The organism is Gordonia phosphorivorans, assembly GCF_042432625.1.
GTDB lineage: Bacteria > Actinomycetota > Actinomycetes > Mycobacteriales > Mycobacteriaceae > Gordonia > Gordonia phosphorivorans.
The window spans coordinates 409,127-426,386 of the sequence record NZ_JBHLWV010000016.1 but is presented as its reverse complement, the minus strand read 5'-3'; the positions used below and the strand labels follow the sequence as shown (position 1 = coordinate 426,386).

At 67.8% G+C, this 17,260-nt stretch carries 14 protein-coding genes; 4 read left to right on the top strand and 10 right to left on the bottom strand.

Going from position 1 to position 17,260, the window contains the following annotated elements; genetic code table 11:
* Positions 1-49: 49 nt before the first annotated feature.
* Complete coding sequence (locus tag ACFFJD_RS08075; RefSeq protein WP_382362895.1) at positions 50-943, top strand: bile acid:sodium symporter family protein; 894 nt, start codon at positions 50-52, stop codon at positions 941-943.
* Positions 944-964: 21 nt separating this feature from the next.
* On the opposite strand, the gene ACFFJD_RS08070 is transcribed toward ACFFJD_RS08075, so the two are convergent.
* The 4 genes from ACFFJD_RS08070 to ACFFJD_RS08055 all read right to left on the bottom strand — a co-directional run bounded on the left by ACFFJD_RS08070 (position 965) and on the right by ACFFJD_RS08055 (position 6,161).
* Positions 965-2,503, bottom strand: coding sequence for an MFS transporter (locus ACFFJD_RS08070; protein ID WP_382362893.1), 1,539 nt, complete (start codon positions 2,501-2,503; stop codon positions 965-967).
* Positions 2,500-3,051, bottom strand: coding sequence for a TetR/AcrR family transcriptional regulator (locus ACFFJD_RS08065; protein ID WP_382362891.1), 552 nt, complete (start codon positions 3,049-3,051; stop codon positions 2,500-2,502). Before ACFFJD_RS08065 ends, ACFFJD_RS08070 begins: the two co-directional genes overlap by 4 nt.
* A gap of 105 nt (positions 3,052-3,156) precedes the next feature.
* The gene (locus ACFFJD_RS08060; protein WP_382362889.1) at positions 3,157-4,275 is read right to left on the bottom strand and encodes a CaiB/BaiF CoA transferase family protein; all 1,119 of its coding nucleotides are present in this window, start codon (positions 4,273-4,275) and stop codon (positions 3,157-3,159) included.
* Positions 4,272-6,161: a flavin-containing monooxygenase gene (locus ACFFJD_RS08055; RefSeq protein ID WP_382362989.1), complete on the bottom strand. Its 1,890-nt coding sequence runs from the start codon at positions 6,159-6,161 to the stop codon at positions 4,272-4,274. Before ACFFJD_RS08055 ends, ACFFJD_RS08060 begins: the two co-directional genes overlap by 4 nt.
* A 226-nt stretch (positions 6,162-6,387) precedes the next feature.
* On the opposite strand from ACFFJD_RS08055, the gene ACFFJD_RS08050 reads away from it, so the two are divergent.
* Together ACFFJD_RS08050 and ACFFJD_RS08045 are read left to right on the top strand one after the other, a co-directional pair.
* Positions 6,388-8,004, top strand: coding sequence for a class I adenylate-forming enzyme family protein (locus ACFFJD_RS08050; protein WP_382362887.1), 1,617 nt, complete (start codon positions 6,388-6,390; stop codon positions 8,002-8,004).
* On the top strand, positions 8,001-8,660 hold the full coding sequence (locus ACFFJD_RS08045) for a TetR/AcrR family transcriptional regulator (protein ID WP_382362987.1): 660 nt from the start codon (positions 8,001-8,003) through the stop codon (positions 8,658-8,660). The genes ACFFJD_RS08050 and ACFFJD_RS08045 overlap by 4 nt, the downstream gene beginning before the upstream one ends.
* A gap of 84 nt (positions 8,661-8,744) precedes the next feature.
* On the opposite strand, the gene ACFFJD_RS08040 is transcribed toward ACFFJD_RS08045, so the two are convergent.
* The 6 genes from ACFFJD_RS08040 to ACFFJD_RS08015 all read right to left on the bottom strand — a co-directional run bounded on the left by ACFFJD_RS08040 (position 8,745) and on the right by ACFFJD_RS08015 (position 16,263).
* Positions 8,745-9,914 (bottom strand): iron-containing alcohol dehydrogenase, encoded by a 1,170-nt coding sequence (locus tag ACFFJD_RS08040; protein ID WP_382362885.1) that lies wholly within the window; start codon positions 9,912-9,914, stop codon positions 8,745-8,747.
* A 347-nt stretch (positions 9,915-10,261) separates the two neighbouring features.
* Positions 10,262-11,023 (bottom strand): MerR family transcriptional regulator, encoded by a 762-nt coding sequence (locus ACFFJD_RS08035; protein WP_382362883.1) that lies wholly within the window; start codon positions 11,021-11,023, stop codon positions 10,262-10,264.
* A gap of 42 nt (positions 11,024-11,065) precedes the next feature.
* The gene (locus ACFFJD_RS08030; protein ID WP_382362881.1) at positions 11,066-12,193 is read right to left on the bottom strand and encodes a PDR/VanB family oxidoreductase; all 1,128 of its coding nucleotides are present in this window, start codon (positions 12,191-12,193) and stop codon (positions 11,066-11,068) included.
* A gap of 7 nt (positions 12,194-12,200) precedes the next feature.
* Positions 12,201-13,100, bottom strand: a complete 900-nt coding sequence (locus tag ACFFJD_RS08025; protein ID WP_382362879.1) for a metal-dependent hydrolase — start codon at positions 13,098-13,100, stop codon at positions 12,201-12,203.
* Between the two features lie 11 nt (positions 13,101-13,111).
* The gene (locus tag ACFFJD_RS08020; RefSeq protein ID WP_382362877.1) at positions 13,112-14,881 is read right to left on the bottom strand and encodes an SDR family oxidoreductase; all 1,770 of its coding nucleotides are present in this window, start codon (positions 14,879-14,881) and stop codon (positions 13,112-13,114) included.
* A gap of 128 nt (positions 14,882-15,009) precedes the next feature.
* Positions 15,010-16,263: a pyridoxal phosphate-dependent aminotransferase gene (locus ACFFJD_RS08015; RefSeq protein ID WP_382362875.1), complete on the bottom strand. Its 1,254-nt coding sequence runs from the start codon at positions 16,261-16,263 to the stop codon at positions 15,010-15,012.
* Positions 16,264-16,327: 64 nt separating this feature from the next.
* Here ACFFJD_RS08015 and ACFFJD_RS08010 point away from each other — a divergent pair, with 64 nt between their 5' ends.
* Positions 16,328-17,236, top strand: a complete 909-nt coding sequence (locus ACFFJD_RS08010; RefSeq protein WP_382362873.1) for an exodeoxyribonuclease III — start codon at positions 16,328-16,330, stop codon at positions 17,234-17,236.
* Positions 17,237-17,260 lie beyond the last annotated feature (24 nt).

The following is a 17,260-nucleotide window of genomic DNA, read 5'->3' as shown; positions in this document are numbered from 1 at the left end:
ACGGGCGCAGATCACTGCGAGCGATGTGGTCGGGAAGAGAGGTTCCGCGGTGCAGGATTCGGCCTTGATCACCACCGGTCTGCCGATCGCCTTGGCGATCATCATGTTCGGTTTGGGGCTCTCGCTCACCACCGGTGATTTCGCCCGGGTGGCCCGCTCGCCGCGCGCGGTGATCGGTGCCCTGATCCTGCAGATCGTGGTGCTGCCGGCGGTGGCCTTCGGACTGGTGCTGGTCTTCGACCTGCCCGCCATGCTGGCGGTCGGCGTGATGCTGCTGGCCGCGTCGCCGGGCGGCACCACCGCGAACCTGTTCAGCCACCTGTTCCGCGGTGATGTCGCCTTGAACATCTCGCTGACGGCGATCAACTCGGTGCTGGCCGCCTTCAGCATTCCGCTGATCACCAACCTGGCGATCAACTACTTCGACGTCGACGGCGAACTGGGTCTGCAGTTCGGCAAGGTCGCACAGGTGATCGCGCTGGTCCTGGTGCCGGTGGTGATCGGCATGATCGTGCGCTCCCGCTGGGAGGATTTCGCCAAGCAGGCCGATCGACCGGTCCGCATCTTCTCGATCATCGTGCTGGTGGCGGTGACGATCGGCGCGATCGTCGGTGAGCGCGACAACGTCCTGGACTATGCGCGCCAGGTCGGTCTGGTCACCGGCCTGTTCTGCCTGCTCAGCCTGTCGGCGGGCTACGGTCTCGCGTTGGCGCTGCGGCTGTCCCGGCCGCAGGCGGTGGCCACCTCGATGGAGGTGGGCATTCACAACACCACCATCGCCCTGACGATCGCGTTGAGCGTGCTCGACAACGCCATGGTGGCGATCCCGGCGGCGGTGTACTCGATCCTCATGTACATCCTGGCGCCGGCCTTCGGCTGGGCGGTCAGTCGGACGTCGGGCCCCGTCGACGACGAGCAGCGGGCCGACCTCGAATCGGTGTAGCTCCCCGGCGTCGGCGCGGCGTCAGTGCTGGACGTCCAGGTCGAGGCCCCGCGGGGTCAGCAGGTACACCGCGACGGCGGCCAGCGTCAGCAGCACCGCGCCGACGAGACCGACCTGAGCGAGTGCGTCGGTGAACGAGGTCTGCGCCACGGCCGCGAGCTCGGTCGAGCCGGTCGCCTGCGCGATCTCGAGGGCCGCGGCCAGCGACTGGTCCGCCCCGGGCACCTCGGGTCCGACGCGGGAACTGAAGATCACCGCGGCGATGGTGCCGAGGAAGGCCACGCCGAAGACATTGCCCAGGTCGTAGGCGGTCTCCTCGATGGCGGCGGCGTTGCCCGCCTTCTCCTGGGGGCTCGCCCCCATGATCATCGCCGAGCCGATGGTGAGGGCGCCCGCGCCGGCGCCCTGCAGGATCATCGCGGTCGCCACCCAGCCGTAGGCGAGCGGAGTCGGCGCGAGCCAGAGCAGCCCGAAGCCGACGGCCGGCAGGAGCATGGCCAGGCCCATGACGGTGCGGGCGCCGAGTCGGTCGGAGAGGTACTGCGCCGAGATCGAGGTGATGATCGCGCCGACGGCGAACGGCATCAGGCGGTAACCGGCCTGCAACGGGGTGTAGCCCTCCACCAACTGCAGCCACTGCGCCAGCAGCAGCAGGCCGCCGCCCATCGCGATCATCGAGAACAGCGCCGCCAGGACGCCGGCGGTCAGCTGCGGCCGCAGGAACAACCGGACCTCGAGCAGCGGGTCGGGCCGGTGCAGGCAGCGCAGCACGAACCAGGTCAGCAGGACGACGGCGGCGGCCAGTGCCGCCCAGGCGGGCAGGTTCGCCAGGCCGTCGTTCACGAAGTGCTTGCCGAACTCCTTGATCGACCACACCAGCGCCGCGACGCCGCCGATGGACAGCACCGAACCGAGCCCGTCCCACCGAGCCGTCGAGGCGACCCGGGATTCGGGGAGCAGGACGGCGGCGGCGATGAGGGCGAGCGCCATCGGCGGCACGTTCACCAGGAAAGCCGCGTGCCACGAGAAGTGCTCCAGCAGGAAGCCGCCGATGATCGGGCCCACCGCGGCGCCCGCGGCCGAGACCGCGGCCCACACGCCGATGGCCAGCGTGCGTTCGCGGGTGTCGGTGAAGAGCACGCGCAGCATCGACAGGGTGGTCGGCATGATCATCGCGCCGCCGAGTCCGAGGAGTGCGCGCAGGGCGATCACCGCTCCCGACGAATCGGCCCAGAGGACCAGCAGGGAGGCGAGCCCGAAGACGGCGAAGCCGCACATCAGCAGGAGGCGGCGGCCCCAGCGGTCGGCGAGACCGCTCATCGAGATCAGCAGGCCGGCGAGCACCAACGAGTAGGCGTCGACCATCCACAACTGTTGTGTCGCCGACGGGCGCAGCTCGGCACTGATGGACGGCAGGGCGACGTTGAGGACGGTCAGGTCCATCACGACGGTCAGCAGGGCCAGTGACAGCACACCGAGCGCGGACCATCGCCGCCAGGCGGGCAGGTCGGCCTCCAGGGTGCCGTCCGGTCGGGTGGCGGGCGTGGCGAGGAAGTTCACGAGCGTCCTGCTTCGGGTGCGATGGTGTCGGCGGAGGGGGACATCAGGGTGCGGCTCAGACCTTCGAGCAGCGGCAGTTCGAGCGGGGTGTCGTTGATGGCGGCATGCATGCACGCGCCGTCGAGGAAGACCGCCATCAGGCGTGCGGAGTCGCGGTCGGTGAGATCGGTGAGGACCTCGACGATCCCGTCGAACCAGCGCCGGCTCAGGTCGATCAGTTCGGGCCGGGTGACGGCCGCGATGTAGAGAGCTGTCTCGGTGCGGACGCGATCCTGGTCGGAGAGGTACTCGTGGAAGGCCGCGGCGATGGCCTCGGGCGTGCCGTCGCCGGCCGCGATGGTCGCCGCGGTTTCGGCGAGGTCGGCGTCGACCTGCGCGGCGAGGTGTTCGAGCGCGGCGGCGACGAGGTCGTCGAGCGAGGAGAAGTAGTACGTGGTGGATCCGAGCGGGACGGCTGCGCGATCAGCGACCAGTCGGTGGGTCAGCTTGCCGTCCCCGTCGCGCAGCAGGTCCGCCGCCGCCTCCACAATCTGTTGTCGCCGACTCACGGGCGCCACCTCATCTCGTATGTACAGATGTACATGTACAAATGTACATCACTCGATGCGGCGGCACCCGCGCCGGCGACCGACCTCGCGGTGTGCGGGGCGGGGTCAGTCGCGGCCCCAGCGGTGCAGCACCGTGGTCAGCTCTTCGGAGATCGGCGCCGGGACGCGGCCGCGCGCGAACTCCATGCGTGGCGCCGGGGCGGGCATGGGGAATCCCGCGTCATCGACGAAGGCGGCACGCTGGGCAGCGTGATCGTCCAGGGTCGCTTCGCGGAGTGACAGCACGGGCGTGACGCACGCATCCACTCCGTCGAAGGAGTCGACCCATTCCTGTCGCGTCCGCGTGCGGAACTCGTCGTGGAAGCGCTCCGACAGCGCCGCCCAGTGGGCCCGGTTCCAGCGATCCGGGAGGTCGGCCGGGTCCATCCCGAGGCCGCGGACGAATCGGTCGTAGAAGGTGTCTTCGAGCGCGCCGACGGCCATGAACCCGCCGTCCGCGCATTCATAGGCGCGGTAGAACGGCGCCGATCCGTCCAGCAGGTTGTTGCCGCGGTGCGCGGACCACCGGCCCGCGTGCTGCCAGGACCGGACGAGCGCGGTCATCGAACTCGCCCCGTCGACCATCGCCGCGTCGACGATCTGTCCGCGACCGGTCCGCTGACGTTCGTGCAGCGCGGCGAGGACGCCGACGAGGAGGAACATCGATCCGCCGCCGAAGTTGCCGACATAGTTCAGCGGCGGCGAGGGAGGCCCGGGTGTCGGACCGAGCTGTTCCAGCGCGCCGGCGACCGCGAGATAGTTGATGTCGTGTCCGGCGGCCTGGGACAGCGGTCCCTGCTGGCCCCACCCGGTCATGCGGCCGTACACCAGGCCCGGGTTGTCGGTGAGGCAGACATCCGGCCCCAGTCCGAGTTTCTCCATCGTGCCGGGGCGAGAACCCTCCAGCAGAATGTCGGCGCGGGCGATCAGCTCCCGGACGCGGTGGTTGTCGTCCGGTTCTCGCAGGTCGGCGGTGACCTCGGACCTGCCGCGGAGCATGCCGCGGTTCGCATCGTCGATCCCGTCGTCGGAGGTGAACGAAGGACGGACGACGCGGATGATCTCGGCACCCAGATCGGCCAGCATCATCCCGGCGTGCAGCAGCGGCCCGATGGCTTCCATCTCGACCACGCGAACGCCGGACAGGGGTCCCGCGTGGTCGCGCTCGGCGTGCGCGTCGCTCATTCCGGCCGCCCGGCGACGACGTTCGGGCGCACGGAGGCATCCTGAACCGGCTCGGTGTGAAAGTCGTTCGGGTCCACGGCGGAGGTCATCGACCAGTAGTCATTGATGCGCCACGGAAGCACGGAGACCACTCGGCCGTCCGGGTTGCGGTACCAGTTCTCCATGGCCGGATGGGTCCAGACCATGCGAGCGTGCTGCCGGTCGACCGCATCGTTGTAGCGCTCGTTCACCTCGGCGCGGCACTCCAGGGCCCCGAGGCGATCGGTGCGCATCCACTCGAGTGCCGCCATGATGTACCGCACTTGGCACTCCAGGATGGTGATGAAGCTGCCGCCGTGCCCGAGGCCGGTGTTCGGCCCGGTCATGATGAAGAAGTTCGGGAAGTCCGGAACCGTGATCCCCAGGTAGGCGCGCGCATCGTGGTCGCCCCAGATGCTCTTCGTGGATCGTCCCGATCGGCCGATGATGTCCATCGGATAGAGGATGCGAACGCTGTGAAAGCCGGTCGCCATGATGATCACATCGAGTTCGTGTTCGACTCCGGTCGAGTCGATCAGGCCGGTCGGGGTCAGCGCCTGCACGCCGTGCGGCACGAGGGCGACGTCGGGCTTGCGCAGCATGGCGAACCAGCCGTTGTCGAGGAGCATCCGCTTGCCGAACGGCGGATAATCCGGCAGCGAGGCGCTGATCAGGTCGGTCCGATCGCCCAACTGATCGCGCAGGTAGCGCTCGTAGAAATTCCGGTGGCCGTGGTTGGCCGCATTGATCGACGACTTCTCCTCCGGCCATTCGGGGTCGACGAGCAGCGTCGGGTACACCTTGTCGTTGAAGATCCACGACAGCCGAGCGCGATACCACTCGCGGTAGCCGGGGACGTGGTCCATCAGCCAGTTGGCGTCGTCGTCGATGCGTTCGAAGTAGTCGTCATTGGGGGCGATCCATTGCGGAGAGCGCTGAAAGACCGTCAGGGATCCGACGCGATCGGCGATCGCCGGTCCGATCTGCATGGCACTGGCGCCGGCGCCGACGATGCCCACTCGCTTGCCCCGCAGGGAGTCCGGTTCGTCGAGATCCTCGGGCCACTCGGCGGAGTGGAACAGGCGTCCTTGGAAATCGTCGGTTCCCGCGAAGTCGGGCATCTTGGGACGGTTGAGCAGGCCGACGGCGCTGATCACCACGGAGGCGATCACGGTCTCCGGCTCGCCCTCGGGCCCCTGCACGCTCACCCGCCAACACTGGCCGGCTGCGTCGAACTCGGCGCGGGTCACCTCGTGTCCGAAGCGCACGTGGCGACGGATGTCGTTCGCGGTCGCGAAGTCCTCGAGATACTGCTGCACTTCGTCACGCTTGCCGAAGTGCGTCGACCAGTTGCGCGGGAACGACGAGATCGAATAGAGGTGGCTCGGTGTGTCGACGCCCGCGCCCGGGTAGCGATTCTCCCACCAGGACCCGCCGACCTCGGCGTTCTTCTCCATGATCACGTGGCTGATCCCGGCGCGGGTCAACTCGACCGAGGCGAGCATGCCCGCGATACCCGCGCCGATGACGACGACCTGGAGCCGATCGTCGGGTTCGGTGGCCGCAGGCTTCACGCGCGGCCCGTTGACGATCTCGGCCATCATCGGTGCGAAGTCGGCGGGTACCGATTCGCCGCAGGTGAAGTCCAGGAGGCGCTTGACCTCCGCGGTGTCCAGGGTGCGCCGAGCGGGTCCGCCCTGGGCCCACCATTGTTCGACCGCGTCGACCAGCGCCTCCTGGATCTCGACTCGAACCTCTTCGGGGAGTCCGCCGGTGGCGTTGTCGTCCATGCCTCGGCTGCGCGTGGGTGCGTAGCGCGGGGCCGTCCACCTCGGATCTCCGGTCAATTCCAACAGCACGGCGAGCATCGTCGGCACGTTGCCCCGGGTGACCGCCGAACGAAGGCGGTCGTGATCTCGAGATGTAGCAGTAACCATGCCGCGACACTAACCCACGTTAGTGTCGTTGCCAAGCGTGGCTGCAGATGACCCAGAATCCCTGACTATTGCGCGCTTGACCGGCTCGCGGTGCCCTGGCAGCATGACCCACATCATACTAACCACTGTAAGTCGCAAGAATGGTGAGGAATCCTCTATGAACTCGTCGACACACGGCCCGGTGAACGGCGGGCGGACCCTCGCCGCGTCGCACTCGACTCCGCTCGGGAGAGCCACGTTGGGCGACCAGCTCCGGCGTCATGCGCAGAGCCGAGGAGCCAAGCCCGCGGTGGTGGCCTACACCCCGGATGGCCGCCGGACCGAGACCACCTACCGCGAGCTCGATCAGCGGGCCAACCAGGCCGCGCACCTGTTTCGCGGACTCGGCGTGGCGCGCGGTGACAGGGTTGCCGTGATGGCGCGCAATCGTGTGGAGTCCATCATCGCCTACTACGGCGCGCTGAAGATCGGAGCGGTCTACTCCGGAGTCAATGTGCTTTTCGGTTCCCGCGAGGTGGCCCAGCAGCTGGCTCATCTGGAACCGTCCGCGGTGGTGGTGGCCGCCGAATTCCTGCCGACGCTCACGAGCGCGCTGGCGGAGCTGGAGTCGGCGCCCGAGGTCATCGTGCTCGACGGCGACCGGGGCGGCGAGGGGCACGGGTTCGAGGCGCTGATGGAGGCGTCGCCGTCGACGGAGCCGGAGTGCGAGGTGGACGAGCTCGACCTCGCGATGATCGTCTACACCAGCGGTACCGAGGCGGCGCCGAAGGGCGTCATGCTGCCGCATCGCAACTATCTGATCTCCACCGCGCCCGCCTACACGTGGGGTCTGCGGTGCCTGGACGACGACGTCTGGCTGTACGTGATGCCGTTTCACACGATCGCGGGCATCGGCTCGCTCACCTCGTTGCTGCTGTTGGGGGCCACTCTGGTGCTGCCGGCGAGCCTGGCTCCCGACGTCGCACTGCAGATGATCAAGACCGAGCGCATCACCGTTCTGGCCCAGACGCCGACCTTCTTCATCTCGTTGGCAGACCATCCCGACTTCGGGCCGGCCGCGGTCGGCACGATTCAGCGCTGCCTGACCTATGGCGGCCAGGTGCTGCCGCGCACCGTGGATGCGTGGCACCGTGCAGCGCCCGCGTCGATCTGGGGCACCTATTGGGGGCAGTCGGAACTGACTCAGCTCGGCTCGGTCGGCTGGTTCAAGCGACTGGAGGCCGTTCCCGGTCAGGATCCGACCTGGATCGGAAAGCCGGTCGGACACCTGGAGGTGAAGGTGGTCGACGACGCGGGCAACGAGGCCGAGCACGGTGAACTCCTGTGCCGCACCCCGTCGACGATGCTCGGCTACTACAAGGATCCGGTGAAGACCGCGGAGACGGTGAAGGACGGCTGGGTCCACACCGGCGACATCGTGCGTCGCGACGCCGAGGGCAACATGTTCTTCCTCGACCGCAGCAAGGACATGATCAAGACGGGCGGCTACAACGTCTCCTCGCAGGAGGTCGAACGCGCGCTCCAGACCCATCCCGGGGTGGCCCGGGCAGCCGTCGTCGGGCTGCCCGACGAGTACTGGTCGGAGGCGGTGACGGGCTTCGTCGTGGCCGCCGCCGACAGCGACATCAGCGGCGACGAGCTCCGAGATCACTGCAAGACGACGCTCGCAGGCTATAAGGTCCCCAAGAGGATCCTGATCGTGACCGAGTTGCCGACCGATCCTCAGGGAAAGCTGCTCAAGAGGGAGCTACGCCGCCTCTACGCAAAGGACTGAGACAGGTGAAGACCGAGCCGGATGGCCCCGAGAGTTCGATCTCCGCGCGGGCGCAGGTCGCTCGACTCCACAGCCGTCGCGACGCGATCCTCGCGGCGGCTGCCGAGTACTTCGCTGAACAGGGCTATCACGCGGCCGGTATGCGCGGCATCGCCGATGCGGTCGGTATCAAGGGCGCGAGCCTGTACAACCACTTCTCTTCGAAGGAAGAGATCCTCTATGCGATCGCCCTCAAGATGACGCGGGATCCGGTCGAGGAGCATCTCCTGGTCCTGGACGAGCAGGGGACACCCGCCGAGCGGCTGACCGCGTTGATCAATGTGCATCTGCGGTATCTGGCGGTCAACCGCGTCGAGCACCTGGTGAGCCTGCGCGAGATCTCGGCGCTGACCCCGGAGCATCGCGATCGAGTGGTCGAGTACCGCAAGTACTACCAGCGGAGGGTCCGTGACGTCATCGCCGCGGGGACGCGCTCCGGGGAGTTCGACGCGGTCGATCCGATGCGAGCCGCCGTCGCCACCTTGGACCTGATGAACGGTGTGAGCTGGTGGCTCCGCGACAGTCATGACATCGAGGCGCTGATCGACACCTACGTCGGCTACATCGTCGACGGGATCCTCGGGTATCGACGACATCGTTCGGTGCGCACGGACTAGCGGTCCTCCCGCACGCAGAGCGGACAGCACAACGAGGTTGTGCCCGGCGATCACCGGGCACAACCTCGTTTCTGTGTATTCGGTTCAGAGGGCCTGCTGCAGGAGCGGCACCAGCGCCTCGGGATCAGCGATGGGATTGGGGTTGGTGCCGCACCAGATGTCCTTGAAGGTGTACTCGGCGAGGCTGGCGAGATCGTCTCGGCCCAACCCCACTTCCTGCAGCGAGCGGGGCATGCCGAGCTTCCGGATCAGCGCATCCGCCAACTCGTGTGCGGGCGTGTCGGGCTGGCCGAAAGCGACGCTGATCAGGGCCTGGCGGTGGGCGTTGACCTCGCGGTTGTAATCCAGCGCGAACGGGGCCATGACGCAGGACGTGTAGCCGTGCGGCACCTTGAACGAGCCGCCGAGTGCATGACCGACCGCATGGCTGATGCCCATGTCGAGACCGGCGACGATCGCGACCATCGACGACCAGGCGCCGACCTGGCACATCTGGCGGGCCTCGACGTCCTCGGGATCGTCCTTCACTCGAACGAGGCCCTCTGACAGCAGTCGGATGGCGTTCATCGCCATACCGTCGTAGTACCCGTTGGACTCGAGGGAGCCGAGCGTTTCGAAGGCGTGGTCCAGCGCGCGGACTCCCGTCGAGAGCCACAGCCACTCGGGCGTGTGCCGGGCGAGCACGGGATCGAGGATGACGGCGTGGGGAGTCATCGCCGGGTGGAGGTAGCCCTCCTTCACGTTGCTCGCCTCGTCGGTCGAACCCGAGAGGGCGTTGAACTCTCCGCCGGCGAGCGTCGTCGGGGCGATCACCACGGGGATGGTCGGCGCCGCAAAGCTCGGGGCGGTCACCGTCGTATCCGGGTTCACCTGCAGGTGGTACCCGTCCATCTCCGCCGTCGTGCGGATGCCGTGTTCCAGGGTGAGCGCAAGGATCTTGGTCAGATCGGTCGCCGATCCTCCGCCGATGCTCAGCAACATGTCCGGGGAGACCTCGGCGGCACGATGGGTCGCCGCGATGACGTCCTCGCGCGGCACATGCGGGCGAACCGCGTCGAACACGCCGACCAGCCGGTCCCCGAGCGCAGCGGCGACGAGCTCGATCTCGTCGGTCTCGTTCTTCAGGGTGCTGCTGCACACGAGGAGCACGCGCTCGGCGCCGAGCAGGTCGGCTTCGGCGGCCGCTGCCTGCGCGACGCGAGTGCCGATATGAACTCGCTGCATCGAAGACAACGAGACGACTGAAGACTGCATGAAAACCATCCTTCACGGTGTTCTGGGCCCGTGGCCGCAGGCGAGTGCTCGCTGACGGTCGGGCGAATGCGGTGCTTGGTGACCGACCTCTGTCGGCACACCCGAGTAGCTGGACTAACAGCGGTTACCCTACCGGACTCATGTGTCATGAGCCACAGTTAGCGAGAAAGGTGCTCCGGGATTCGGTGGTGCCGCGCAAAACACCTGGAAAAGCCGATGATTCGGCGGAGGTCGAGGGGATCTCCCCGCCCTGGACGGCCCCGGTGAAGAGTGGCCGGTGGCGATAATGTTCGGCGAAACGGGCCTCGCGGAGGCTGACAGCGGATCGTACGTTGTTGTCGCGGTCGTCAGTCGGAGGACTGCCGGCGCGAACGCGCGATCGCGAGATAGTCGTCGAGCTGGCGCGTGAGCTCACGGTCCAACGCTCGATTGAGCGTGTTGTGGGCCGTGACGCGGCCGGTGTGGCGCAACTGCTGAATGAACGACGCGGCCCAGTCCGACTCCTCGTCGCTCTGGGGAATCCAGCCGTCGAACCTCCCCTCGGTGATCGCGCCGCGCCCCGCGGTGATCAACGTTCGGGCGGCGGCGGCGAGATCGTCTTCGAGCCTGCGCTGCAGCCCGAGGATGTACGGCAGCGGAATGCCGATGGCCAGCATCGCCCGGTAGGCCTCGAGGGTCTCGGTGTCGTGGACCAGATACTCCGCGGGGTCGTCTCCGTCGCCGATCGGGCTGATCAGTCCGAACTCTTGAAGTTGTTGCAGCAGTTGAGGATCGGGATCGTTGAGTTGATCGCTCAGGGCCGCGGCCGATACCTGTGCGGTCGGCGTGCGTTCGATCGGCTCGGTCAGGACACTCTCCAGGCCGAGTACTTCGACGAGGTCATCGCCGCGCTGCACACCGGACACGAACTCCGCGATGTGCGACATCGTGAACCCGCGGCCCAGCAGATCGCCGATCACGCGCAGGCGCGCCAGGTGCTGATCGGTGTAGATCGCGACCCGCCCGCGCCGCACCGGACGCGGGATCAAGCCGCGGTCCTGGTAGCCCCGAACGTTGCGGACCGTGGTGCCCGCGGCACGAGCGAGGTCGTCGATCCGGTACTCGGTCATGCGCCAGATTGTCCCAGAGGACGTCGGCCGGGCGCACGACGATCAGGCCTCTACCGTCAACTCCGTCGAGTCGCACCGGGACACGCACGGCAGGAAGTACCCCGCCGCGCGCTCCGGCTCGGTCAGCAGACCGTCCCGATGATCGATCTCGCCGGCCGTGGTCCGCAGCTTGCAGGTCCCGCAGAAGCCCTGCTGGCACGAATATGGGACACCGGGGCGGACGGCGCGGATCGCCGTCAGCACCGACTCGTCGGCGGCGACGGTGATCTTCTCGCCGGTCGAGTTCAGGACGACGTCGAACTCGGTGCCGTCGACGATCGGCGGCGGCGAGAAGCGCTCGAAGTGCAGTTCGATGTCGCCGCGCTCGGCGAGATGGGACCGCAGGCCCTCGAGCATCGGGACCGGTCCGCAGGCGTAGATCGACAGCTGGGCGTTGGCCGCCGGGCGCGGGCCGACCAGCTCGTCCATGGTCGGCAGGCCGTCGACGTCGTCGGTGCGGACGGTGACCTTGTCGCCGTAGCGCGCCAACTCGTCGATGAACGGAATCGACTCCGGGCTGCGGCCGCAGTAGAGCATGGTCCACTCCAGTCCGTAGCGGTCGGCCATCGCCAGCATGGGCAGGATCGGCGTGATGCCGATGCCCGCGGCGACGAAGCGCAGCGTGCGGGCCGACGAGCCGTAGCCGGGCAGTGCCAGCGGGAAGGCGTTGCGGGGCCCGCGGATGGCCACCGTATCGCCCACCCGCACGGTGTCGTGCACCTCGATCGAACCGCCCCCGCCGTCGGGAATCCGTCGGACCGCGATCCGATAGGACCGTCGATCGCCGGGGTCCCCGCACAGCGAGTACGAGCGCATCCGGCCCGAGGCCAGGTGCAGGTCCAGGTGGGCTCCCGGGTGCCACTCGGGCAGCACCGCGCCGCTGGGGGCGGCCAAGGTCAGCGCGATGACGTTGTCGTCCTGCGCCACCACCTCGCGGTCGATGACCTCCAGCGTGAGGAGGCCGTCGTCGGCGGGCAGGGGACGCACGCGCTCGAGCTTCTCGAACACCGGAAACCAGATCTTGCGCAGTCCGGTGGTGAGCCGCATCAGGGGATCCCGGCGCCACCGCCCGTACAGGTGCGGCGGCTCGGTGGTCAGCGAGGTCTCGTGTTCGTGGAAGATGTGGTTCATCGCCACCTCAAGCTGCTCGGCGCGCGCCCGGGGACGAAGCGAGGTACGCGACGGCCTGCGCGGTGTCACCGATGTCGTGCGGGTGGAAGCTCGGCTTGAAGTAGGTGAAGGTCGCGCCGAGCAGGGTGCGGATCTTCGGCAGCACGCCGGCGCGGCCGCCGCGGTAGTAGCCGGTGAACTTGCCGATCGGGCCGACGCTGACCGATCCGTCCGCGTTCATGATGAACCGGAAGCCGCGCACCAGCAGCAGTGCCAGGAACGGCAAGGCCAAGCCCATCGCCCGGGCGCGGTTGAACATGGTGTCGGTGAAGTACGCGGCGGCGTCGTGCGCCACCGCGCGGTGCTCCACTTCTTCGGCGCCGTGCCAGACGAACAGATCCATCATGTTCGGGTCGGCGCCGGCCTCGGCCCACTTCGAGTTCAGCGCGAAGTCGCCGAGAACCGCGGTGTAGTGCTCGATCGCCGCGACCAGCCAGAGGCGTTCGATGAGGTGCTTCTGCCGCTGCTCCGGGGTGCCGCCTTCGCGGGGGCCCAGCACGCGGCGGAAGATCCACTCCATCTGATCGGTGTACGGCTTCGCGTCGATGCCGTGCCGGTTGAGCCATTCTTCGACGGCGAGGTCGTGCGCCTCCGCGTGCATGGCCTCCTGGCCGATGAAGCCCCGCATGTCTGCGGCCAACTCCTCGTCCTTGACCATCGGCAGCGCCTCGTTGAAGGTCTCCACGAACCAGCGCTCGCCCTCGGGCAGCAGCAGATTCAGGACGGTGATGAAGTTGGACGCGACCGGGTGATCGGGGATCCAGTGCAGCGGAGTCTGCGACAGGTCGAATTCGACGTTGCGGGCGTGCAGCTCCACCTTGCCCGGATCGGTGTCCGGAGTGGAATGCGTCGGCTGGGTGGTGGTCATGGTCGACTCCCTTACTTCGTCAGCTTCTGGCGGGCGGCGATACGCGAGGCCCACGGGAAGAATCGGTACGAGCGGTAACCGAACTTGGCCTCGGGGGTCACCGGGACCACGGCCTTGTTCGCCAGGATGGCTTTCACGATGTCGCGGGCCACCTTGTCCGGGGTGAACCCGCGCTTGGCGTAGAAGTCGTCGATCCGCTTGCGATTGCCCTCTTCGTCGTCGGTGCCGGCGATCTCGGTGGTCGAGGTGATGTTGGTGTGCACGATGCCGGGGCAGATCGCGGTGACGCCGATCTTGTGCTCGGCCAGCTCGGCGCGCAGCGACTCGCAGAACATCAGCACTCCGGCCTTGCTCGCCGAGTACAGGCCGAGCTCGCGGGACGGGGTGAAGGCCGCCGCGGAGGCGAGATTGACGATGTGGCCGCCGGTGCCGCGCTCGACCATCTGCTTGCCGAAGGCGCGGCTGCCGCTGATCACGCCGCGCAGGTTGATGTCGAACAGCCGGTCCACCTGCTCGTCGGAGGCGGCCAATGCCGAGCCGGCCAGCGCGATGCCCGCGTTGTTGACGACGATGTCCGGGACACCGTGGGCCCGGCGGACGCGGTCGGCGAACTCGTTGACCGCGGACGTATTCGACACGTCCAGGTCGTAGACGTTGGTGAGCACGCCCTTGGCCTTGCACTCGGCGGCGGTCTCTTCCGCCGCGGCGACATTGATGTCGGCCAGCACAACTTCGCAGCCCAACTCGGCGAGTGCGTAAGCGGTTTCGCGGCCGATGCCGCTGCCCGCGCCGGTGATCACGGCGAGCTTGCCGCCCAGTCTCTGCGGCGGACCGAGACGGCGGGCGCGGTCGATGGTGTTGGGCGCGCTGGACGTGCCCTTCTCGATCATCGCGATGAACTCGCGAGCGGCGTCGGCCAGGTACGTCGGATTGGTGTACGGCAACCAGTGCCCGGTGGCGGAGTTCTTGCGCCACAGCTTGTTGGCGTGGGTGTGGGTGAGGTCGTAGATGGCCGGGCGCAGGGCGATGTCGCGCTCATTGACCACTTCGAGGACCGGCACCACGGTGGGGCGGGGATTGGGGCGGGCGAGCTTCTCGCGGATGTTCGCGCTGTAGAACCGCAGCCCCGAGACCATGTCCTCCCGGAGGGTCGGTGCGAAGGAGACGTTCTCGCGCGGGGTGCCCTCGACGGCGTGCAGGAACTCGGTCCAGTTCTTCTCCGAACCGAAGGTGGAGAAGAAGGCTTGCGGGAGGACCGGCAGCTGGAAGAAGGCGGTGTACGCCGACGACGCGACCTGCGAGAGGGCACGCCCGAGGTTGCCGGGCGTGGGGCGGGCGAGGTTCGCGTGCGCCCACTCGCCGAGGAAGTCGAGGTTGGGGCCGGAGACCGAGGTGAAGCTCTTGATCCGGTCCTCGGCGCCGGGGGTGGTGACGGCCTCCCACGCCTGCACCGAACCCCAGTCGTGGCCGATCACGTGCACCGGCGTGCCCGGGCTCACGGCGTCGATCACCGCGAACAGGTCCTGGGCCAGGTGCTCGAGGCGGTAGGCCTCCACCCGGTCCGGGCGCGAGCTCTCGCCGTAGCCGCGCGTGTCGTAGGAGACGACGCGGAGCTCGTCGGCGAGCAGCGGTGCGACGTTGTCCCACAGGTGGTGCGAGTCGGGCCAGCCGTGCACCAGGACCACGGTCGGGCGGTCGGCGGGCGCCTCGGCTACGTCCAGCTCGAAGACCGCGAGGTCGGTTCCGTCGCTGCTGACCGAGGAGTGCTTCCACGACGCCATGTGCGTTCACCTTCTGCCGAATGGGTTGGTGCGATGCACGTTACCACCCGTAACAGAGAACTGCTAGCTCTAGTTAGCACTGGCGAGGGGATCGGGTATGCGACCGCGGGCGGCCGCATACCCGCAGGTCACTGCCGGTATGACGAGAGGAAGTTGCCGATTCGCTCGATCGCCTCGGACAGGTCCTGGGGCCAGGGGAGCGTGACGATGCGGAAGTGCGAGGTGTCGGGAAGATTGAATCCGCTGCCCTGCACCACCAGGATCTTCTCCTGCAACAGCAGATCCTGGACGAACTTCTCGTCGTCGTGGATCTGGTGGACTTCCGGGTCGAGCTTGGGGAAGGCGTACAGGGCGCCCATCGGCTTCACGCAGCTCACGCCCGGGATCTCGTTGAGCTTCTCCCACGTGACGGTGCGCTGCTTGTGCAGGCGGCCGCCGGGCGCGCAGAGCGCGTCGATGCTCTGGTAGCCGCCGAGTGCCACCTGGATGGCGTGCTGGCCGGGCACATTGCTGCACAGGCGGGTCGAGGCCAGGGTGTGCAGGCCCTCGATGAAGCCGCGCGCATGGTCCTTGGGACCGGTGATCACCACCCAGCCGGCGCGGTAGCCGCACACCCGGTAGGCCTTGCTCAGGCCGTTGAAGGTCAGCACCAGCATGTCGTGAGCCAGCGTGGCGATGGAGGTGTGGACGGCGTCGTCGTAGAGGATCTTGTCGTAGATCTCGTCGGCGAGGATGAGCAGCGAGTACTTGCGGGCCAGATCGACGATGCCCTTGAGGATCTCCGGTGAGTACACCGCGCCGGTCGGATTGTTCGGGTTGATCACCACGATCGCCTTGGTGCGATCGGTGATCTTGGCTTCGATGTCCTCCAGGTCTGGATTCCAGTCGTTGTCCTCGTCGCAGCGGTAATGCACCGGGGTGCCGCCGGACAGTGCGGTCATGGCGGTCCACAGCGGATAGTCGGGCGACGGGATCAGGACCTCGTCGCCGTCGTTCAGCAGGGCCTGCATCGTCATGGTGATCAGTTCGGAGACGCCGTTGCCGAGCAGGACGTCGTCGACGTCGAAGTACGGGAAGTCGTCCACCAGCTCGTAGCGGGTCACGATCGCGCGACGCGCGGGCAGCACGCCGAGTGAGTCCGAGTAGCCCTGCGAGAACGGGAGGGCGTGGATCATGTCCCGCATGATCACGTCCGGCGCCTCGAAACCGAACAGGGCGGGATTGCCGATGTTCAGCTTGAGGATCCGGTGGCCTTCGGCCTCCATGCGCGCTGCGTGTTCGTGCACCGGACCGCGGATCTCGTAGCACACATTCTTGAGCTTGTCGGACTGCTCGAGGGTGCGCAGGTTCAGGTTCTGTTGGGATACATACGGTCGGCTCACGGGTTCTATTCTGTCAGCCGGGCGCAAGTGGATTCCGGAAGACCGGTGCGGCAGGGTGAACGCCATGACCCAGCTCACGCCTGTGCCGAGCGATTCGGTCCCCGGCGAGGGGTTCGCCGTCGCGTCGTTCAATGTGAACGGGATCCGTGCGGCGCGCCGTCGCGGCTTCGATGACTGGCTGGACCGGCGCCAACCCGACGTGGTGGGGATTCAGGAATTACGTTGCGGCACAGACCATGTGGGACAGTTCCCGGGCTACGTCGCGGCGGTCGACGTGGGATCGGTGCCCGGTCGCAACGGGGTGGCGGTGCTGACGCGGCGGGAGCCTGTGGCCGTCCGGACGTGGGCGGCGACGCCCCCGCGGGCGCGCGGGCTCGGCGAGTTCGCGGCGGAAGGGCGATACATCGAGGTGGATCTGGCCGATCGGCCGGTGACGGTGGCCAATCTCTATCTGCCCAAGGGCGGGCTGCCCGCCGAACTGCAGCGGCCCGGGTCGATGCGCGAGAAGCCCGACGGCGGTGCCAAACACGCGCGCAAGATGCGCTTCCTGACGGGATTTGCCCGGGAGCTGCAGCGCAGCCGGTTGACGGCGTTGCGCGCGGGTCGCGAGTTCCTCCTGATCGGCGATCTGAACGTGGCCTATCTCGAATACGACGTGACCAATTGGCGCGCCGCCCGCAAGATGGAGGGCTTTCTGCCGGAAGAACGGGAGTGGTTCGGCAGCGTCGTCGGACCGCGCCGACTGGTCGACGTGGTGCGCCGACTGCACGGTGATCGGCCCGGGCCGTTGACCTGGTGGAGTTGGGCCGGCGAGAGCTTCGCCAAGGACGTCGGCTGGCGGATCGACCACCAACTCGCGACGCCGGGACTGGCTCGGCGCGCGGTATCGGTGACCGTGGACAAGGAATCGTCGCCCGATCGTCGTCTCTCCGACCATGCGCCGCTCGTGGTGACCTACGCCGACCTCGACTGATGTCGGTGCAGAGGTACCGGGCGG